General features: G+C 49.6%; 20 protein-coding genes. 6 read left to right on the top strand and 14 right to left on the bottom strand.

Annotated features, from left to right (window positions below; translation table 11 throughout):
* Positions 1-243 precede the first annotated feature (243 nt).
* The 10 genes from K7B67_RS11675 to ffh all read right to left on the bottom strand — a co-directional run bounded on the left by K7B67_RS11675 (position 244) and on the right by ffh (position 8,193).
* Entirely contained in the window at positions 244-615 is a 372-nt protein-coding gene (locus K7B67_RS11675) for a cytochrome c (RefSeq protein WP_252180504.1), read from the bottom strand.
* Positions 616-624: 9 nt separating this feature from the next.
* The gene (locus tag K7B67_RS11670; protein WP_252180503.1) at positions 625-1,011 is read right to left on the bottom strand and encodes a hypothetical protein; all 387 of its coding nucleotides are present in this window, start codon (positions 1,009-1,011) and stop codon (positions 625-627) included.
* Positions 1,011-2,231 carry a sulfite oxidase gene (locus tag K7B67_RS11665; RefSeq protein WP_252180502.1) on the bottom strand — a complete coding sequence of 407 codons (1,221 nt, stop codon included), beginning with the start codon at positions 2,229-2,231 and terminating at the stop codon, positions 1,011-1,013. Before K7B67_RS11665 ends, K7B67_RS11670 begins: the two co-directional genes overlap by 1 nt.
* 105 nt (positions 2,232-2,336) lie before the next feature.
* Positions 2,337-2,690, bottom strand: coding sequence for a hypothetical protein (locus tag K7B67_RS11660; protein WP_252180501.1), 354 nt, complete (start codon positions 2,688-2,690; stop codon positions 2,337-2,339).
* A 477-nt stretch (positions 2,691-3,167) separates the two neighbouring features.
* Entirely contained in the window at positions 3,168-4,055 is an 888-nt protein-coding gene (xerD, locus tag K7B67_RS11655; protein WP_252180500.1) for a site-specific tyrosine recombinase XerD, read from the bottom strand.
* 245 nt (positions 4,056-4,300) lie between these two features.
* Positions 4,301-4,654, bottom strand: a complete 354-nt coding sequence (rplS, locus tag K7B67_RS11650; protein ID WP_252180499.1) for a 50S ribosomal protein L19 — start codon at positions 4,652-4,654, stop codon at positions 4,301-4,303.
* A 17-nt stretch (positions 4,655-4,671) separates the two neighbouring features.
* Entirely contained in the window at positions 4,672-5,457 is a 786-nt protein-coding gene (trmD, locus tag K7B67_RS11645) for a tRNA (guanosine(37)-N1)-methyltransferase TrmD (protein ID WP_252180568.1), read from the bottom strand.
* Positions 5,458-5,693: 236 nt separating this feature from the next.
* Positions 5,694-6,248, bottom strand: a complete 555-nt coding sequence (rimM, locus tag K7B67_RS11640; RefSeq protein WP_252180498.1) for a ribosome maturation factor RimM — start codon at positions 6,246-6,248, stop codon at positions 5,694-5,696.
* A 27-nt stretch (positions 6,249-6,275) separates the two neighbouring features.
* Positions 6,276-6,521: a 30S ribosomal protein S16 gene (gene rpsP / locus K7B67_RS11635; RefSeq protein ID WP_252180497.1), complete on the bottom strand. Its 246-nt coding sequence runs from the start codon at positions 6,519-6,521 to the stop codon at positions 6,276-6,278.
* Positions 6,522-6,786: 265 nt separating this feature from the next.
* On the bottom strand, positions 6,787-8,193 hold the full coding sequence (ffh, locus tag K7B67_RS11630; protein ID WP_252180496.1) for a signal recognition particle protein: 1,407 nt from the start codon (positions 8,191-8,193) through the stop codon (positions 6,787-6,789).
* A gap of 232 nt (positions 8,194-8,425) precedes the next feature.
* Between ffh and ccsA the strand changes: the two genes are divergently transcribed.
* The 4 genes from ccsA (at position 8,426) to K7B67_RS11610 (ending at position 12,403) form a co-directional block, all read left to right on the top strand.
* The gene (gene ccsA, locus K7B67_RS11625; protein ID WP_252180495.1) at positions 8,426-9,217 is read left to right on the top strand and encodes a cytochrome c biogenesis protein CcsA; all 792 of its coding nucleotides are present in this window, start codon (positions 8,426-8,428) and stop codon (positions 9,215-9,217) included.
* Positions 9,218-9,255: 38 nt separating this feature from the next.
* Positions 9,256-9,741, top strand: a complete 486-nt coding sequence (locus K7B67_RS11620) for a DUF2165 domain-containing protein (RefSeq protein ID WP_252180494.1) — start codon at positions 9,256-9,258, stop codon at positions 9,739-9,741.
* Between the two features lie 92 nt (positions 9,742-9,833).
* The gene (locus K7B67_RS11615; protein WP_252180493.1) at positions 9,834-11,087 is read left to right on the top strand and encodes an HlyC/CorC family transporter; all 1,254 of its coding nucleotides are present in this window, start codon (positions 9,834-9,836) and stop codon (positions 11,085-11,087) included.
* A gap of 464 nt (positions 11,088-11,551) precedes the next feature.
* The gene (locus tag K7B67_RS11610; protein ID WP_346658273.1) at positions 11,552-12,403 is read left to right on the top strand and encodes an IS630 family transposase; all 852 of its coding nucleotides are present in this window, start codon (positions 11,552-11,554) and stop codon (positions 12,401-12,403) included.
* A gap of 213 nt (positions 12,404-12,616) precedes the next feature.
* Here the strand turns inward: K7B67_RS11610 and K7B67_RS11605 are convergent, their stop codons facing one another.
* A complete protein-coding gene (locus K7B67_RS11605; protein WP_252180492.1) occupies positions 12,617-13,237 on the bottom strand; it encodes a CoA pyrophosphatase in 621 nt (206 codons plus the stop codon).
* A 306-nt stretch (positions 13,238-13,543) separates the two neighbouring features.
* Here K7B67_RS11605 and K7B67_RS11600 point away from each other — a divergent pair, with 306 nt between their 5' ends.
* Positions 13,544-14,077, top strand: a complete 534-nt coding sequence (locus K7B67_RS11600) for an NUDIX hydrolase (protein WP_252180491.1) — start codon at positions 13,544-13,546, stop codon at positions 14,075-14,077.
* A 66-nt stretch (positions 14,078-14,143) separates the two neighbouring features.
* Here K7B67_RS11600 and K7B67_RS11595 read toward each other — a convergent pair whose 3' ends face one another.
* The 3 genes from K7B67_RS11595 to K7B67_RS11585 form a co-directional block, all read right to left on the bottom strand.
* Positions 14,144-14,788 carry a hypothetical protein gene (locus tag K7B67_RS11595; RefSeq protein WP_252180490.1) on the bottom strand — a complete coding sequence of 215 codons (645 nt, stop codon included), beginning with the start codon at positions 14,786-14,788 and terminating at the stop codon, positions 14,144-14,146.
* A 114-nt stretch (positions 14,789-14,902) separates the two neighbouring features.
* Entirely contained in the window at positions 14,903-15,220 is a 318-nt protein-coding gene (locus tag K7B67_RS11590) for an NGG1p interacting factor NIF3 (RefSeq protein ID WP_276576733.1), read from the bottom strand.
* Entirely contained in the window at positions 15,207-16,385 is a 1,179-nt protein-coding gene (locus tag K7B67_RS11585) for a 1-acyl-sn-glycerol-3-phosphate acyltransferase (protein ID WP_252180489.1), read from the bottom strand. Before K7B67_RS11585 ends, K7B67_RS11590 begins: the two co-directional genes overlap by 14 nt.
* A 194-nt stretch (positions 16,386-16,579) precedes the next feature.
* Here K7B67_RS11585 and K7B67_RS11580 point away from each other — a divergent pair, with 194 nt between their 5' ends.
* A complete protein-coding gene (locus tag K7B67_RS11580; RefSeq protein WP_252180488.1) occupies positions 16,580-17,146 on the top strand; it encodes a hypothetical protein in 567 nt (188 codons plus the stop codon).
* Positions 17,147-17,162 lie beyond the last annotated feature (16 nt).

Raw genomic sequence — 17,162 nt, 5'->3', positions numbered from 1 at the left:
CATCGCAGAGGGAACCGTATAGATACCCAATAAATCAAACAAAAGACCAAACAAATAACCGAGGGGCACCCGGTTACTGCTGATGGAGGCTTCTGTGTAAGTCCAGCCGCTATGGGCTGGCAAAAGCCTGAGAAGTCAGAAAGAAGCCTCGCCTGACAAGGCGGGGAGTGTCACAGGAAAAAATGATGGACAGGGAAGCGTAAAGGTTAGCTCGTTTCCCTGTCAGAGAGGAAGCTGCTGGTGTTACTCGCTTAGTGCCTTTTCAGCCTTTTTCTTCAGGTCATCAGGCTTGAGAGTGGCGTAATAGGCGGCGACATCCACCATGTCCTGTTCGGAGAGTTGTTTGGCAGTAACCTGCATATAGACATTCTCACGGGTTCCGGACTTGAACGCCTGTAGCTGTTCCACCAGGTAGGCGGGCTTCTGGCCCTTCAGGTTAGGGTACTGCTGGATATAGGGCAGTACGGTCTCGCCATGGCAGCCAAGACACACTTGTTTAGCCAGTTGTTCGCCATTGAACAGGTTAGGCTTGAGCGTTGTACCTGCGTGGGCTGACATTGCCGAAAGCAATATACCCAGTGTGGCTGCAGCGGATATTGCGACAGATTTCAACATGTGGGGTCCTTACTTTCTGGGTGGAGGCATTAAGGCCGGATCCAGTGGGAGCCTTCGAAACGTCTCCATATCAATATCCGCAACACCATAGTGGGTGCTGAGATAGTCCAGGATTGGTTCCCAGGTTTCCGAGAGATCCCAGAGCCCCTGGGTATCAATCATCCATTGCAGGGTCTCACGCCAGGCTTCTCTATCGCCGCTGTTCTGACCGACAATAAGGCTGGTGTGGCAGGCGTTGCACTGGGCGTTAACCATCTCCCAGCCCGGGGCCATGATCAGTCCGGACTTGGGATCAACAGGGTACTCTTTTTTCGGCGCTTCATCGGGGGCAGCCAGGGCTGTTCCGGAAAGTAACGCAGAAAGCATCAGTATTTTGAGGTGTTTAAGGCCCGGCATCAGGCAACCCTCACTGCAATCCGGTGACAGCCATTAAAGAGGTAGCCTTTCGGGTTCCACTGGGGTTGTACCACTGGCTGGGAATCCCCTTTACTGTCGGTAGCTTTGGCCCAGATTTCGTAGTAACCCTGCTCGGGCAGGTCCAGATTAATAGACCATTGTTGCCAGGCACCTTTGTTGATTGGTTTGGTCAATTTCGCTTCATGCCAGCGGGTACCATAGTCATAACTGACTTCAACCTTGACCACTTCCCGCAAGCCAGCCCAGGCGTGACCTCTGACTTCCTGAGTTTTACCCAGTGGCAGTTCAATTCCGGTTTTTGGGAATGTGATCAGGGACTTGACGACCATCTCCTCGATGATTTCGTAGTCTTCATGGGGAACATCCTCTCCGGGTGCGACAGGGTACTTGGGAACCTGATAAGCAGGCGCTGCCATTTTCGGGCCATCGTGAACCTTGTTACGAACACTGATGCCAGTGGCTGCTTTCTGGGATACCGACGCCGGACGGCCACCAAAGACAACACGCAGAGGATAACCAAGACGGAATGGAATCTGTTCACCGTTCATGGCCCAGGCGATCAGGGCGTTATCATTCATGGCGGCTGCGATAGGAACTCCCCGGGAAATGGCCGGGCCTTTGCCGCTCAGGTGTTTATCAATGGCGTGGTTGCCGGTGTAGACGGCGTCGTCTTTTACACCACAGTCTTTCAGTACATCGCTGAGCAGAACACCGGTCCATTCTGAACAGTAAACGGCAGCGTTATTCCATTGGTTACCTTTGGCACCGGGGAAAAACCCTTTACGGCTGTTGCCACCACATTCCAGAACCAGGTGCTGCTTATGGTGTTTAAATTTGCTCTTGAGTTCATCGATGGTGTAAGTCTTGGATTTGACGACCGATTCACCATCGACGGTAAAGGTCCAGGTCTTTGGATCGATCTTGTCAAACTCCGGCATCAGACCATTCCAGCGTACAAAGGGTACGTTGGCAGGTGTTACCGCCGGATCCAGCATGTGTTCAGTAGGGTGGGCATTTAACGGGTTGGTGTTCAAGATCGTGTAATGGTCGGGCAGGTCTTCTGCTTTGGACCACTTCAGTGTCGAGATATCAATAGGCTCCAGTCCTGTAGGGCGGTTTTCAGCAAATACCCATCGTACAGGCAGGATTGAGGCAGCGGATGCGGTCAGTGCATGCTGCAAAAACTTTCTTCTGTCCATTATTTAGTATCCGGTTAACCTTTTTGCATGCAGTCATTTTGTTCAGATTGCAGGGTTTGTGCCTAAGCTCAGGGGCTGTCTATCAGCTCAGGGCTGTTTATCAGCTCAGGGCTGTTTATCAGCTCGGTGCTGTTTGCCTTCGTAGAAATAGTCAGCCAGACGCAGCATATCTTCTTCACTTAACAGTTGGGCGACTTTGGTCATGGTGATGTCCTGTCGTTTCCCATTTTTGAAAGCATGCAGTTGAGATATGAGGTATGCGCGATTCTGCCACTTGAGGTCCGGGATGGTGTTAAATGCATTACTGCCATCCTGACCATGACAGGCACGACACATATTAGCTAACTTTTCATATTGGTCGGATGCCTGGGCTGTTGCTATGAAAGCAGAAGGCAAAAGCAACAGAGCCGTCACTGCCCAGGGTCTCAGATAGAGCCTGATGAAATCCGGTAAGTTCAAAGCGCAAGCCTTTCCAATGTTTTCAGATATTAACCCAAACTGTTTAAATAGAAGACTGAGGTCTTATAATTGCTATTAAGGGCAGGTGTTTGTAAACGACTAATATCTGTTATGTGTTTAAATCTGATGAAGCTGGTATCAGCTTTCCCCTTTTATTTTAAAATTTTGCATTGACTTTACCAATGAAAATATACGTACATGTCGAATTAATTGGTTTTTTTTTGGTTTTAGTTAAGTGAAACTTAATGTTATGTTCTGTTATTTAAATGACTGACGGCTGTTTTTCAGGTTAATTAAAAAGTAAATTATAAAGATGTGAAGCTTGGGTTAATTATTAATTAATGCGGCGCACTTATGAAAAGGATGCTTGAAGAGAATTTGAATAATTTTGCTGAGTATGGCTGATTTTAAATGGGTTTGATGTTTAACGTCACTTGTCGTTAAAGTTATTTTGATCAAAAAAGGTTGAATGAGAGTTCAGCCCCTGGGGTGGTGAGATTCATGCAGTTCACTCAACCGTTGTTGGGCAATGTGGGTGTATATTTGGGTGGTGGAAAGGTCACTGTGCCCCAGCAGAAGCTGGACCACCCGAAGGTTGGCGCCATGGTTTAACAGGTGAGTAGCAAAGGCGTGTCGAAGCACGTGGGGGGAAACCGGGCCTTGAATGTTGGCCGTTATCCCGTGATGTTTGATCCGGTGCCAAAAAGTCTGGCGTGTCATCGGTTTGCTGTTGCGGCCGGGAAACAGTACCCGGCTATCGGGATTGGTGATGAGAAAAGGTCTGCTTTCTTTCAGGTAGCGGTGAAGCCAGTTCAGGGCTTCTTCACCCATTGGTACCAGTCGCTCTTTGTCACCCTTGCCCTGAATGCGGACGATGCCCTGTCTCTGGTTGATTTGATCCAGGCTGAGGTTGACCAGCTCCGACACTCTGAGCCCGCAGGCGTAGAGCAGCTCGAGCATACATCGATCTCTTATCCCGAGGTCGGTATCAAGGTCAGGGGCTGCAAGCAGGTTTTCAACGTCGGCTTCGGTCAGGGATTTGGGGAGTGGTCGACCCTGTTTGGGCATTTCAATATGTTGAGTAATGTCCTGGCTGACCATGCTCTCTCTTAACAGGTAATGGTAATAGCCACGCAGACTGGATAATGCCCTGGCTGTTGAGCTGGGTCGAAAATCTTGCGTGTGTCGCCAGGCCAGATAATCAGTCAGGTCTAAAGTGGATGCCCCCTCGGGCGTGAGTTCACGTTGAGAAAGCCAGGCAGCGAATTGCCCGATATCGCTTTTATAGGCGAAGCGGGTGTTTTCGCTAAGGCCTTTCTCAAGCCAGAGGTGGTTGAGAAACAGTTCGATGGAGGTATTCGGCATTGCTGTTTGTATGTCGGGTTGAGGTCTTTATTATTGCGGCATTTGGAAGCATCGTAAAGAAAACAGTAGTAGCCAGAAAATAATCGGCTGTATTCTGTTTTGAAGGCATAAAAAAAGCGACTTTCGTCGCTTTTTTTATAGACTGACAAGGTTGCCGGATTGTCAGAACTTTTATTACCCCAGGCGTTATACCCGGGGTTTTGGAGAACCCTTGAGAGTGTTTTCGCGGGGGGCGAAAGCAACTCTTAGTTGAGCTTTTCCTTGATACGAGCTGCTTTACCGCTCAGAGCGCGCAGGTAGTACAGCTTGGCTTGACGTACGTCACCGCGACGCTTCACATTGATGGAAGCGACCAGAGGGCTGTATGTCTGGAAAACACGCTCAACGCCAACACCGCTGGAAATCTTGCGAACGGTGAAAGCGGAGTTCAGGCCACGATTACGCTTGGCAATGCAGACACCTTCGAACGCCTGTAGACGCTCACGGTTACCTTCTTTAACCTTAACTTGTACAACCAGGGTATCACCGGGGCCGAAGCTTGGGATTTCCTTGGTCATCTGCTCTTGTTCGAGCGCTTCAATGATTCTGTTCTTGCTCATTTTAAATTTTGCTCCCGTTAGTCAAGTGTTCCGCTTGTCGAGTCTGTTTTGCTGTGGCTGTCCGAAGAACGATGTTCCTGAATGAATTCAGATAACAGTTTTTCCTCTTCGTTGGTCAGCTTCCTGTTTTGCAACAGCTCCGGCCTTCTCAGCCAGGTTCTGCCCAGTGCCTGTTTGAGGCGCCATGCACGAATTTTTGCATGATCCCCAGACAGCAGGATTTCCGGCACTTTCTGCCCCTTGAAAACCTCAGGGCGGGTGTAGTGCGGACAATCCAGCAGGCCATCAGCAAAGGAATCCTCTAATGCGGAATCCTTGTGACCCAGGGTGCCCGGTACAAAGCGTGATACTGCATCAATCAGAGTCATGGCGGCGAGTTCGCCACCACTTAACACGTAATCACCGATCGACCATTCCTCGTCGACTTCTTCGTTAATTACACGCTCATCAATACCTTCATACCGCCCCGATACCAGAATAATCCGCTTTTTGGCGGCCAGCTCCTGAACCCCGGCCTGATCAAGCAGGCGTCCCTGGGGAGACAGGTAAACTACCGTGGCATCGGCTCCAGCAGCTTGTTTGGCTGCATGGATGGCGTCACGCAGAGGTTGAATTTTCATCAACATGCCGGGACCACCGCCGTAAGGTCGGTCATCCACAGTTCGGTGTCTGTCGTGGGTGAAGTCCCTGGGATTCCAGGTTGCCACCGAGACAATACCTTCTTTTACCGCACGGCTGGATATGCCGTGGTCGGTAATGGCCCGAAACATTTCCGGGAAGAGGGTTACTACACCGAACCACATATCTGCTGTTATGGGTGATTGTTCATGGCTGTTAACCAGCTCAGGGCTGTTTAATGGCTCAGGGCTGTCAATAAGCTCAGGGCTGTCAATAAGCTCAGGGCTGTCAATAAGCTCAGGGCTGTCAATAAGCTCAGGGCTGTCAATAAGCTCAGGGCTGTCAATAAGCTCAGGGCTGTCAATAAGCTCAGGGCTGTTAGCCAGCTCAGGGCTGTCCATGTCAGTGTCACTCATAACGATTAAAATTCCGGATCCCAGTCAATCCGAATAAATCCTGCTTCCGGATTCACCTCCAGAATCACCTGATCCATTAACCAGGGAACCAGTCGCTCGCGTCGGTCAATGCTGCCCTTGCAGGCTTTGATGACCAATACGTCGTTGGCACCTGTTTCCATCAGATGGCTGGCTTTGCCCAGCAGAAGCTCCTTGCCCGCTTTGTCAGCGGTTTTGACTTCCAGACCTTCAAGCTGATGCCAGTAAATCTCGTCATCAGCCAGTGGGGGCAGTTCACTTTCAGCAATCAGGATTTCGGCGCCAGTGAACTGGCGGGCGATATCCCGGTCATCGCATCCGGCGATGTGTGCGACCAGACCCTTGCCCTGACGGCGGCCCTGATCGACTTCAATGGTCTGCTGGCGACCATCCTGGCGCAAAATCCAGTGTTTGTAGTTCAGAATATTGGTCATGGGGTTGGTGTGTGAATACACTTTCACCCAGCCTTTTACTCCGTACACACCAGTAATACTTCCGAGTACAACCTGTTTCGGTTGAGCGGTTGCTGATGCTTTGTTCACTGGTTCTGTTCCTTTTCAAACCTGACCTCAGGCTGCTTTGGCGTCTTTCAGCAGCTTGCTAACGCGGTCGGATACGGTTGCGCCCTGGCCCAGCCAGAACTCAACACGCTCCTGATCCACACGCAGACGCTCTTCCTGACCACGGGCAGTAGGGTTGAAGAAACCTACACGCTCGATGAAACGGCCACCTTGAGCCTTACGGCTGTCAGCAACAGTCAGGTGGTAGAACGGACGCTTTTTGGAACCGCCGCGAGCTAAACGAATTGTTACCATGGAATAATTTCCTGTAATCGTGATGTCCGGCAACGCTTGTCTCTGAAAGCAGCGTTCACCGCTTTCAGGTTCATGGAGCACATGCAGTGAGCCATGAAGGGCGCATATTCTAAGGAATAACTGTCCCGCTGACAATATGTCCGACACTTATCTTGTTGCGGAAAGTCTTATGGTGGGAAATGGAGTGGGCTTGTTATGGGTGTTATGTAGTACATGATGACCAGCTTGCATCGAGTAAGCTGGTCATACCACTCTTGAGAAGAGCTTAGAAAGGAAACTTCTTACCACCGCCGGGAGGTAACATGCCGCCCATGCCGCCAGGCATCTGACCTTTCATGCCACCGAGGCCGCGCATCAGCTTGCTCATGCCGCCTTTTTTGGTGACTTTTTTCATCATTTTACTCATCTGTTTGTGCTGCTTGATGAGACGATTGATGTCCTGAATCTGGGTGCCGGAACCTGTAGCAATACGCTTTTTGCGAGAGCCGTTCATAATATCCGGGTTTGCCCGCTCAGCCGGAGTCATGGAATTAATGATGGCTTCCATCTGGACAAACATCTTGTTGTCCATCTGACCGGGCATGTTGGCTGGCATACCGGGCATTCCGGGAAGTTTGTCCATAACACCGGCCAGACCGCCCATTTTCTTCATTTGCTGAAGCTGGTCACGGAAGTCTTCCAGGTCAAAGCCTTTGCCCTTTTTCAGTTTGCTGGCCAGTTTGTCGGCTTTCTTTTTGTCGAGCTTCTGTTCGGCTTCTTCAATCAGGGAGAGAACATCACCCATGCCGAGGATTCGGGAAGCAATACGGTCTGGGTGGAAGGGATCCAGGGCATCGGTCTTTTCACCGACACCCAGGAACTTGATCGGCTTGCCGGTAATATGGCGAACAGACAGGGCCGCACCGCCTCGTGCGTCACCGTCAGCCTTGGTCAGAATGACGCCGGTCAGGGGCAGGGCATCACCAAAAGCTTTGGCGGTATTGGCGGCATCCTGACCGGTCATGGCGTCAACCACAAACAGGGTTTCAATAGGGTTAATGGCACCGTGCAGTTGCTGAATTTCGTCCATCATATCGCTGTCGATGTGCAGACGACCGGCGGTATCGACAATAACCACATCAATGTGCTTCAGGCGAGCTTCCTGAATGGCCGCGGTGGCAATATCAACAGGTTTTTGTTCGATGTTGGATGGGAAAAATTCGACGCCGACTTCGCTTGCCAGCGTTTCCAACTGTTTGATCGCTGCCGGACGGTAAACGTCAGCACTGACCACCAGTACGGATTTTTTGTGGCGCTCCTGAAGGAATTTACCCAGTTTGGCCACCGAGGTGGTTTTACCCGCACCCTGCAGACCGGCCATCAGCAGAACGGCGGGCGGCTGGGTCGACAGATTCAGCTGGTCATTGGCTTCGCCCATGACCGAAACCAGTTCCGCCTGGACAATCTTGACGAAGGCCTGACCCGGACTCAGACTAGCCTGGACTTCCTGGCCAATGGCCCGTTCCCGGATCCGGTTAATGAACTCCTTGACCACCGGCAGGGCAACGTCAGCCTCCAGTAGTGCTTTGCGAACTTCGCGGAGGGTATCTTTAATATTGTCTTCAGACAGTTTCGCCTTGCCGGTGACGTTACGAAGCGTCTGCGACAGGCGTTCGGTTAAATTCTCGAACATCCAGTTACCTTGGGAATACCTTAAGGAGGGTAATTGCCAGTCATTATATCCAATATCGGGCAAAAGGGGCAGCATCGGGTCCTGACCCGGACAGTATTTCCACTTGATGGATGAAAACAAAGTGGTTCTTGTGTAGATTTGGGCTTGGCAAGCTCCGGTTTGTTTTTTTTGAAAGCAGCTTTATGACGGTTTCGCCATCAGGAACGTTTCAGGTGGAGGTTATAACAATTCAATGAATGTCATGCTCGTCAGTATCGGCGCCATTATTTTTTATGCGGTGGGGATGGTCTGCCAATGGGGAAGAATTACCGGTCGCGGTGGTGCTAGAAATGCGGTGTTGCTAGCTACCACATTCGGTGCTGTGTTACATACTGTTTCGCTCTATTTTTCCATCCACACCGACAAGGGAGTCGACCTTGGCATTTTCACGATCAGTTCTCTGACGACGCTGATGGTCACTCTGGTGGTATTACTCAGCAGTTTACGAAAGCCTTCTGAAAGCCTGCTGGTCATGATTCTGCCTTTTTCCATTATCTCGGTTTTGGTGGCCTGGTTGACCCCGGTGGAACACATTTTCCACTCACCCGCTCTGATGGTGGTGCATGTTCTGTTATCAGTATTGGCTTATGGCTTACTCATGGTGGCCGTATGCCAGTCACTGCTGCTGGCCTATCAGGATAAGCAGCTCAGGCGTCATAACCAGAGACGTCTGCTAAAAGCTCTGCCACCTCTGCAGACTACGGAAAAGCTACTGTTTGAGTTTCTTTCTGTGGGTGTGATCCTGCTGACCCTGTCGCTGATTTCAGGCTTTTTGTATATCGATAATATGTTTGCCAGGGAGATGCTCCACAAAACGGTGCTTTCGCTGGTGGCCTGGGTGTTGTTTACAACCTTGTTGATTGGGCGCTGGGTGAGCGGCTGGCGCGGCCAAAAAGCCATGCGCTGGACGGTGGCTGGTTTTATCCTGCTGCTGGTGGCTTATTTCGGCTGGCGAACCGTGGTGGATTTTATACTTGCAGCTTGATGTGCCGTTAAGTTCGTCTACCTTTAACGGCTATGAAAATGATAATAGCTGTAAAGCTCAGTAAAATTCTGCTGGTAGCCGGTGTTGCTTTATTTAGTACTCTGGTTGTGTTTAACAATCTGGTGGATTACCCGAGCAATTACCTCTACGTCCAGCATGTGATGACCATGGATACCACCGGTAATAATGCCCAGGCAGCATGGCGGGCAATTTATGATCCGGTGATCTGGAAAGTTGTCTATGGTCTGATTATCGCTCTTGAATCCGTCATAGCCCTTTTATGTTGGGCGGGTGTCGTTTGCATGAGTCTCGACATGCACAGTAAAGGTTTCCATGACAGCAAGTGTCTGGCCCTGTTGGGTTTGACTCTGGGTATCCTGCTTTGGTTTCTGGCTTTTATGGGGGTTTCAGGTGAGTGGTTTCTGGCCTGGCAGTCCCGTAGCTGGAATGGTATTCAGCCCGGCTTCAGGGTGGCTACCCTGTTTCTGCTGATATTGCTCTATTTGAGTCAGAAAGAGCAATAATATTCAAAAGCACCAAAAGTGTTTGGGGTTCACAGGGTGAAACGGTAAAATCACTGGTTCCAAAATCAGAATCTGAACGAGCGATTGCAGCCTTGAGCGAAGCATCTACCAGTCTTCTTTTATCCGTATTGGCCCTGTTAATGTTGCTGTCGGCTTTTTTTTCCAGTTCGGAAACTGGCATGATGGCGATCAACCGCTATCGCCTGCGTCATCTGGTTCGCAAGAATCACAAGGCGGCGAAACGAACCCATAAGCTGCTTGAACGCCCTGACCGACTGATCGGGGTGATTCTGATTGGCAACAACTTTGTGAATATCCTGGCTTCTGCCCTGGCTACTCTGGTGGCCGTGAGACTCTGGGGTGACAGCGGTATAGCCATTGCGACGCTGGGTCTGACGGTGGCGGTACTGATTTTCGGTGAAGTAACGCCCAAGACGCTGGCGGCGCTTTATCCTGAAAAAGTCGCCTTTCCTGCTTCCTTTATTCTGACGCCGCTGCTGAAACTCTTCTATCCCATGGTGGTGGTTTTAAACTGGGTTTGTGGTTTCCTGCTGAGACCTTTCGGTATCAAACCCGGTCAGGCGGCACAGGATCAGTTAAATGCTGAAGAACTGCGTACTATTGTGACCGATCCCGGCATGTTGCTGCCCCAGAAAAGACGGGGCATGTTGTTGGGTATTCTGGATCTTGAGAACGTCCGGGTAGACGACATCATGGTGCCCCGAAATGAGATTTTCGGGATTGATATTGACGATGACATCAAGGATATTCTGGAGCAGCTAAGAGCCTGCCAGCACACCCGTCTGCCAGTCTATCGTGGCGACGTGAACAATCTTGTGGGCATGTTGCACATGAGAAAGGTTGCGCGACTGCTCAGTCAGGAAGAAGTGAATAAAGCGATTTTGCTGCAAGAGACGACAGAGCCCTACTATGTGCCTGAAAGTACGCCTCTGCATACCCAGCTGTTTAATTTCCAGAAATCTAAAGAGCGTGTCGCACTGGTGGTCGATGAATATGGCGATATTCTTGGCTTGGTAACGCTGGAAGATATTCTGGAAGAAATTGTCGGTGATTTCACCACCGATGTATCCGACTCCAGTCACGATATTACCCCACGCGAAGACGGTAGCTACATTATTGATGGTTCTGCTTCTATCAGGGATATTAACCGTTCTCTGGGGTGGAAATTACCCACGGAGGATGCCAGAACGATTAACGGTTTGATCACCGAGGTGATGGAGTTTATTCCCGAGTCCAGTGTGTGTCTCAAAGTTGGTGAATACCGACTTGAGATTATGCAGGTCAAGGACAATCGGGTAAAAGCAGTGAAAATTTTCACTGCCTAACGTGAGCCACATATTCCGTTGAGGTCAGGCTTCTAAACCCAAACCATCTAGAAAACCGGAGTTTAATGGATTGGTACCTAGCGCACCCCGGTATAGGGAAGGTGCGCAATCACAGTCGTTCATTTACCTGTATGACTACGCCCACTACGACATGCCAAGCCCGTCGCTATAAGTAAGATAGTTTTCATTTTTTCTTGCTTACCCATGGTATTAAAAGTCTCCCCTCAACAGTGGCAGCAGACACAAGATTGTCTGCTCCAGCAGTCCATACATGCAGCTCACCCACGTACACGAGAGCGCTTTTCTGCGCTCTATCAAGTGGCACAGGGTTCTTCTGCAACTCAGGTTGCCAAGCAATTGGGGCGGCATCTCGAAACGGTCACTGACTGGATTCACCGCTACAATTCAAAGGGGCCGGAGGCTATGGTTTATAAGCGGACTGGGGGCCGCCCCCCTTTTGTCAAATTATCAGTAAAGCTGCTGCTTGCCTGATTGACCGGACACTGGAAAAAGCAGCTAACCAGGAAAGTTCTCTTAACTCACCTCGCTGGACGTTGAAATACTTGGTTCAATGGTGTTGGGATTGCTTTCAGGTACGATGTTGCCGTGAGACCATACGACAGGTTCTTAAACGGCAGGGGTATTCATGGAAGAAAGCCAAAAAACTGCTCAACAAGGCTGACTCGGTAAAACGGGCTACCTTTCTTGAAACTTTAAAGCCGTTGCTGTCAGAAGCCACTTTCCAGAAACGCCTGCTGGTCTACATTGACGAAGCTCATATTCATCAAGATGCCGATATTGGCTATGGCTGGTCCCGTAAAGGCGAAAGACTCTGGGTCAGTTCACACTCTCCAAAGCTGGCTGACAAGATCACCTTCTACGGAATCTATTACTACAATTTTGGTCAGGTCAGAATGTGGCCTTATCCCTGTGGGCGGAAAGAGCACACCGTTAATGTTCTGGAACGAATCAGGCAGGAGAACCCTGACAGGAAAATCGACATTGTGTGGGATGGTGCATCATGGCATACCGCACACTTTGTAAGGGACGCGGGGCTACGCCTGAATTTGAACATTATCCAGATGCCAGCCTACAGCCCTGACTTTATGCCTGTAGAAGCCTTATGGCGCTGGTTCCGGGAAGATGTTACATACCATCACTGCCATAAAACGGCAGAAGATCTGCTCGAAGCCGCAAAAAAATTCGTTGAACGTATAAACCGAAATCCTGAAAAAGTAGCTGACAGACTCTGGGTCAAAGATTCTCTTAATGATGAAGAAGAGCGCCTAAGGGCAAACAATCTGTCAGAGTGGTAAAACTCCGGTTTTCTAGATGGTTTGGGTTTAGTACACGGTTTCAATGTAATTGATGGGTTCCCTCTATTAATGGCACCCAAGCTCCGTTCACCCTGAGCGGAGTCGAAGGGTGCCGGGCACGGTCTTTATTGTTGGTTCGGAGCCCACATCCTTCGACTCCGCTCAGGATGAACGTAGATTGTTCACATCAAACTCATTGAAATGATGTACTAGTCAGCAGTGTTCGGTAAGACCGTGGTTAACATGAAACTGGGGAGCATCAAGCGGAATCGAAGTGTCCAGTCCCACATTCAAAAACTCTACCAGCATAATGGCCGTCAGTCCCCAGATCAGATATTCACCGTATTGATAAGAGGGCATGGAGTAGTTTTTTTTGTTCATGTTCCAATGGTGAAACTGGAGATTGTCAGGATGGGTTAAAAAGCCCAGGGGAACGTGGAAGATACGGTCCAGCTCTTCAATGTTGGGGCTCAGTGGTACATTTTCCGGTACAGAACCGATAACAGGGATCACTTTAATACCAAAGCGGGAAATGACTGGATCCATGGTGCCCAGTATTTGGACGGAAGCCGGGTTCAGGTCAATCTCTTCCTGGGATTCTCTCAGGGCGGTATGAATCAGGTTATAATCATCATCGTCTCGTTTGCCACCGGGAAACGCCACTTCTCCACTGTGTTTGTGCAGATGTGTGGCCCTGCGGGTGAGGATAACTTCGATGGCATGTCCCTGTGTATTGGTCACCAGTGGCACCAAAACAGCAGCTTCCGGAAGGGAAGTGTCTATACTTCTTGGCTGATGTTTGTGGAGTCTTTGTTTAATTTCTGTAATCAACATATAGCACGGGAATCTCAGGCTTTTACGGCGATGTTCAGATGTTTAGAAAAATGACATTGAAAAAAGACGCCGATGGAACATTATTATTATCGACCTTGTGTACCAGACTGCCGGTAGCACCGGGCAAGGCTATGCTTCCGTAGGTATAACACTCATTTTTTTGGGCTTTGAGAAGATCATAACACAGATATTTTTTGCAGCATGAGTTAAATAACGGATCGTTCGTAGAACAGCTGTTACTGGAGTGACTTCAGGTATAAATCGGGTTAAGGTCAAGAAAGGTTTCCATAGTTAGAAGGAAAGTCGGTGAATTTTTGCAGTGATTGTGGCGCTAAGGTCAGTAAGAAAATCCCCAGTGGCGATAACCGGTTGCGTGATGTTTGTGATAGCTGTGGCAAAATTCACTATCAAAACCCGTTAATCGTTGCTGGTTGCCTGCCGGTATTTGAAGGTAAAGTGCTCCTGTGCAAGCGGTCTATCGAACCACGCAGTGGCTACTGGACCTTGCCCGGTGGTTTTATGGAGCTGGGGGAAACCCTGGAGCAGGCAGCCCTTCGGGAAACCATGGAAGAGGCTGGAGCCGAGGTTACCCTGCAATCATTGTATACGCTGTTTAACATCGTTCATGTGGGGCAGCTCTCGGTATTTTTTCTGGCTCATCTTGATAAACCCGAGTTCAGTGCCGGTGAGGAGAGTGAGGCGGTGGCTCTTTTCAGCGAAGAAGAGATTCCATGGGAGCAACTGGCTTTCAATACCGTCAGTCGCACCCTTCGCCACTTCTTCAGTGATCGTCAGAAGGGTGATTTTCCTCAGCGGATGGAAGATATTATCTGTTTTTAAACTTTGGTTCCCACGCTGCAAGCCACAGGCTTTAAAAGCATGGGAGCGAGAAAAGCGGCTGACGAATTAGCGTGAAAGCAAGACTTGGAGCATTTCTTTGACCTCGCCAATCTCATGATCAACTTTCTGTTCGAGGCGGTCAAAACGCCCTTCGAGGTTGTCAAACCGACCTTCGAGGTTGTCAAACCGCTCTTTAGTCTCATGTTTGAATTGACTAAACTCTTTTTCTTGCTGGTCAAACCGACCTTCGAGATTGTCAAACCGCTCTTTAGTCTCATGTTTGAATTGACTAAACTCTTTTTCTTGCTGGTCAAACCGACCTTCGAGATTGTCAAACCGCTCTTTAGTCTCATGTTTGAATTGACTAAACTCTTTTTCTTGCTGGTCAAACCGACCTTCGAGATTGTCAAACCGCTCTTTAGTCTCATGTTTGAATTGACTAAACTCTTTTTCTTGCTGGTCAAACCGACCTTCGAGATTGTCAAACCGACCTTCGAGATTGTCAAACCGACCTTCGAGGTTGTCAAACCGACCTTCGAGATTGTCAAACCGCTCTTTAGTCTCATGTTTGAATTGACCAAGTGCTTTTTCTTGCTGGTCAAACCTTTGGTGCATTTCACCACGGGTTTGACCCAGACCGTTAATCAAGTCGGTCATAGTGTTAAGAACATGGCCAAACTCTGTCGGCTGAGGTTTTGTTCTCGCGCTCACTGGCGTAACTCCAATCAATGTGAATGAAAGGAACAGGATAGCAGAGATTAAAAAACTCACACGCCGCCTGTTATCATTCGTTTTTTTGACTGAGGCGTTTCCCGGCTTTTAAGATCAGGAAGTGTTCACCAGCCAGCTTTCAAAGGCAGGCTCTTCATAGGGGTGTGCCGATCTCAGCGCCGCAATGGCTGCTTTCAGGTATTGCTCTTCACAGATCATTTCTACTTTGAATTCCTGAACGGTTTCCATTTTGCCCTGCTTGCCAAGGAAAGGGTCGCTACCATCCAACGGTCTGAACTGAGCTTGGCCAGACGTTTGCCAACAACAGTTGTCGTAGTTTTGGTAACTGCCAGCCCCCGCTGCAAAGACGACAGTCTTCACCGATTCGAGATGACTTTCAGGAACAAAAAAGCAGAGTTTATGCAGGGTCATACCATTGTCCAGAAAAATGATTGATTACCGGATTTGCATACATTTTCAGGAACCAGAGCCGGTGAGCCTCCGGGCACTGTGCCAGGCGGTCACTAAATTCTTTGACTTTACTGTCGAGTGACTCTTCCGGGCAAAATCTCTCGAGCATAGTCTCTAAAGAGAGTTCTGTCACTTTGGGGTAGTGACTGCGGAGCTGGTCAAAGGCAATCAGGTTGGCAGCGAAGAGATGATAGTTCTGATAAATCTGACGGTCTACGGCTTCAACAACCTGGTTAGCATTCTCATACTCGCCAGTCAGCGGCGTGCCAAAAGCCACATGAACCTTGCCTTTGAAGCCTTCAATGCCCGTCACGATGCTCTGCAGATCTTCACCTTCGAACTTTTCGTAATTGCCCTGGGTTTCAGTCGCGTAGAGCTCGCTGGCCTTGGCCATGTCGCAGGGATCGTATTCGTAAGCAATGGATACGGGTACCAGGTTCATGGAGCGAATGCTGTCGGCAAAAGAAGTATTCGCGGCTTTTCGGCTCATATGAAACATCTTGATGATGGCAGAGTCGGTTTTGTCATCCCCGTCTTTTGCCCGTCCTTCACTCTGGGCGATCCAGATGGAATGCCCGGTATCAATGGAATGATGAATATAGGCTGACAGCGTCTGGTAAGCTTTGAGTTTTTCCCGGCGGCCTTCTAAGGAGCGTTTGACAATAAAACTTTTGTTGAGGCGCATCAGGTCACTGACAAAAGGTCTTTGCAGGAGGTTGTCACCAATGGCTATTCGAACGGTCTGCATGCCTTGTTTATAAACGGCCAGATTGACAAAAGCCGGGTCCATTACGATGTCCCGGTGATTAGACAGGAACAGGTAAGCTTGCTGTTTGTCGAGCTGATCCAGTCCGGAAAAGCTGATACCAGCAGTGCTGCCTTCAACGACACGGGTCAGGTAAGGTTCAATGATCTGCTGTAGCCCGTCAATGGTCTGAATGTTTTTCAGCTTGTAGCGCAGTCCCATGGTCGTCAGCCAGCCGGCAATACCATTAAGGAAGCCTGGCATGTCGGGGTACTGATGATGTACCAGTGCCTGAATCAGTTCACGGTCGTGTAACAAGCGGTCCAGAACGGGCCTTACTTCTCTATCGTGATAGGGGCGGATCTCTTCAAAACGTTCCATCTGTTGCGGATTATTGCCTTTGATGACAGCGATGAATGAAAGTATTGAGTATATAGGTATTAAAATAAAGGGTCTGTATCCGGGTTGTGGCACTTTGTAACCAGTGTATACTTTGCCCTCGACGGCTTACAAATGAGCGTTTAAATAATTACATAACTGGGCAGTTGTCTGCTCAAAATGGCGAGAGGTAGTAGATGTCATTGAATAAAAAGTGCCAGGGTGGGCTGCTGGCTATTACATTGCTGTTCTCCCTGAGTGGCTGGACTGCTGACTTTTCCACCCTGTTGAAGCAGGCCGGCTCCGGCGATAAACAAGCCATGCTGGAAGCGGGCAGCCTGTTGGTGGCTGGTAAAGCCAGTCCGGAAAATGCCAGTCAAACCCTTTCTTTGCTGGAGCCTCTGGTGAGGCAGGGCAATGTTCAGGCGGAACTGTTGTTGGGTAAGGCCTATCGAGAGGGGCTGGGTGGTGTCGCCAAAGACCCTGAAAAAGGGTTCGAACTGATCGAACGGGCGGCGGGTCAAGAAGGCAAGAGTGCGGAGGCTCAGTACGAACTGGGGAAATGCTACTACCAGGGAGCAGGTACAGACGTTAATCTGATTGCTGCCTATATGTGGACTTCCCTGAGTCTGGAAGATTCTACCGGGGATTTCCTGGCAGCGGCACGTAAACAGAAGCAGGAACTGTCTGAACTGCTCAACCCCGCCCAGAGAGCTAAAGCAAATGAGCTGGTCAGTCAGATCAAGACGCTCTACCTTAAGTAAGCTGACTTTACGACGA

This window comes from Endozoicomonas sp. 4G (assembly GCF_023822025.1).
Taxonomy (GTDB): Bacteria; Pseudomonadota; Gammaproteobacteria; order Pseudomonadales; family Endozoicomonadaceae; genus Endozoicomonas_A.
Note: the sequence above shows the minus strand (reverse complement) of the source record. Positions and strands in the feature narration are given on the sequence as shown.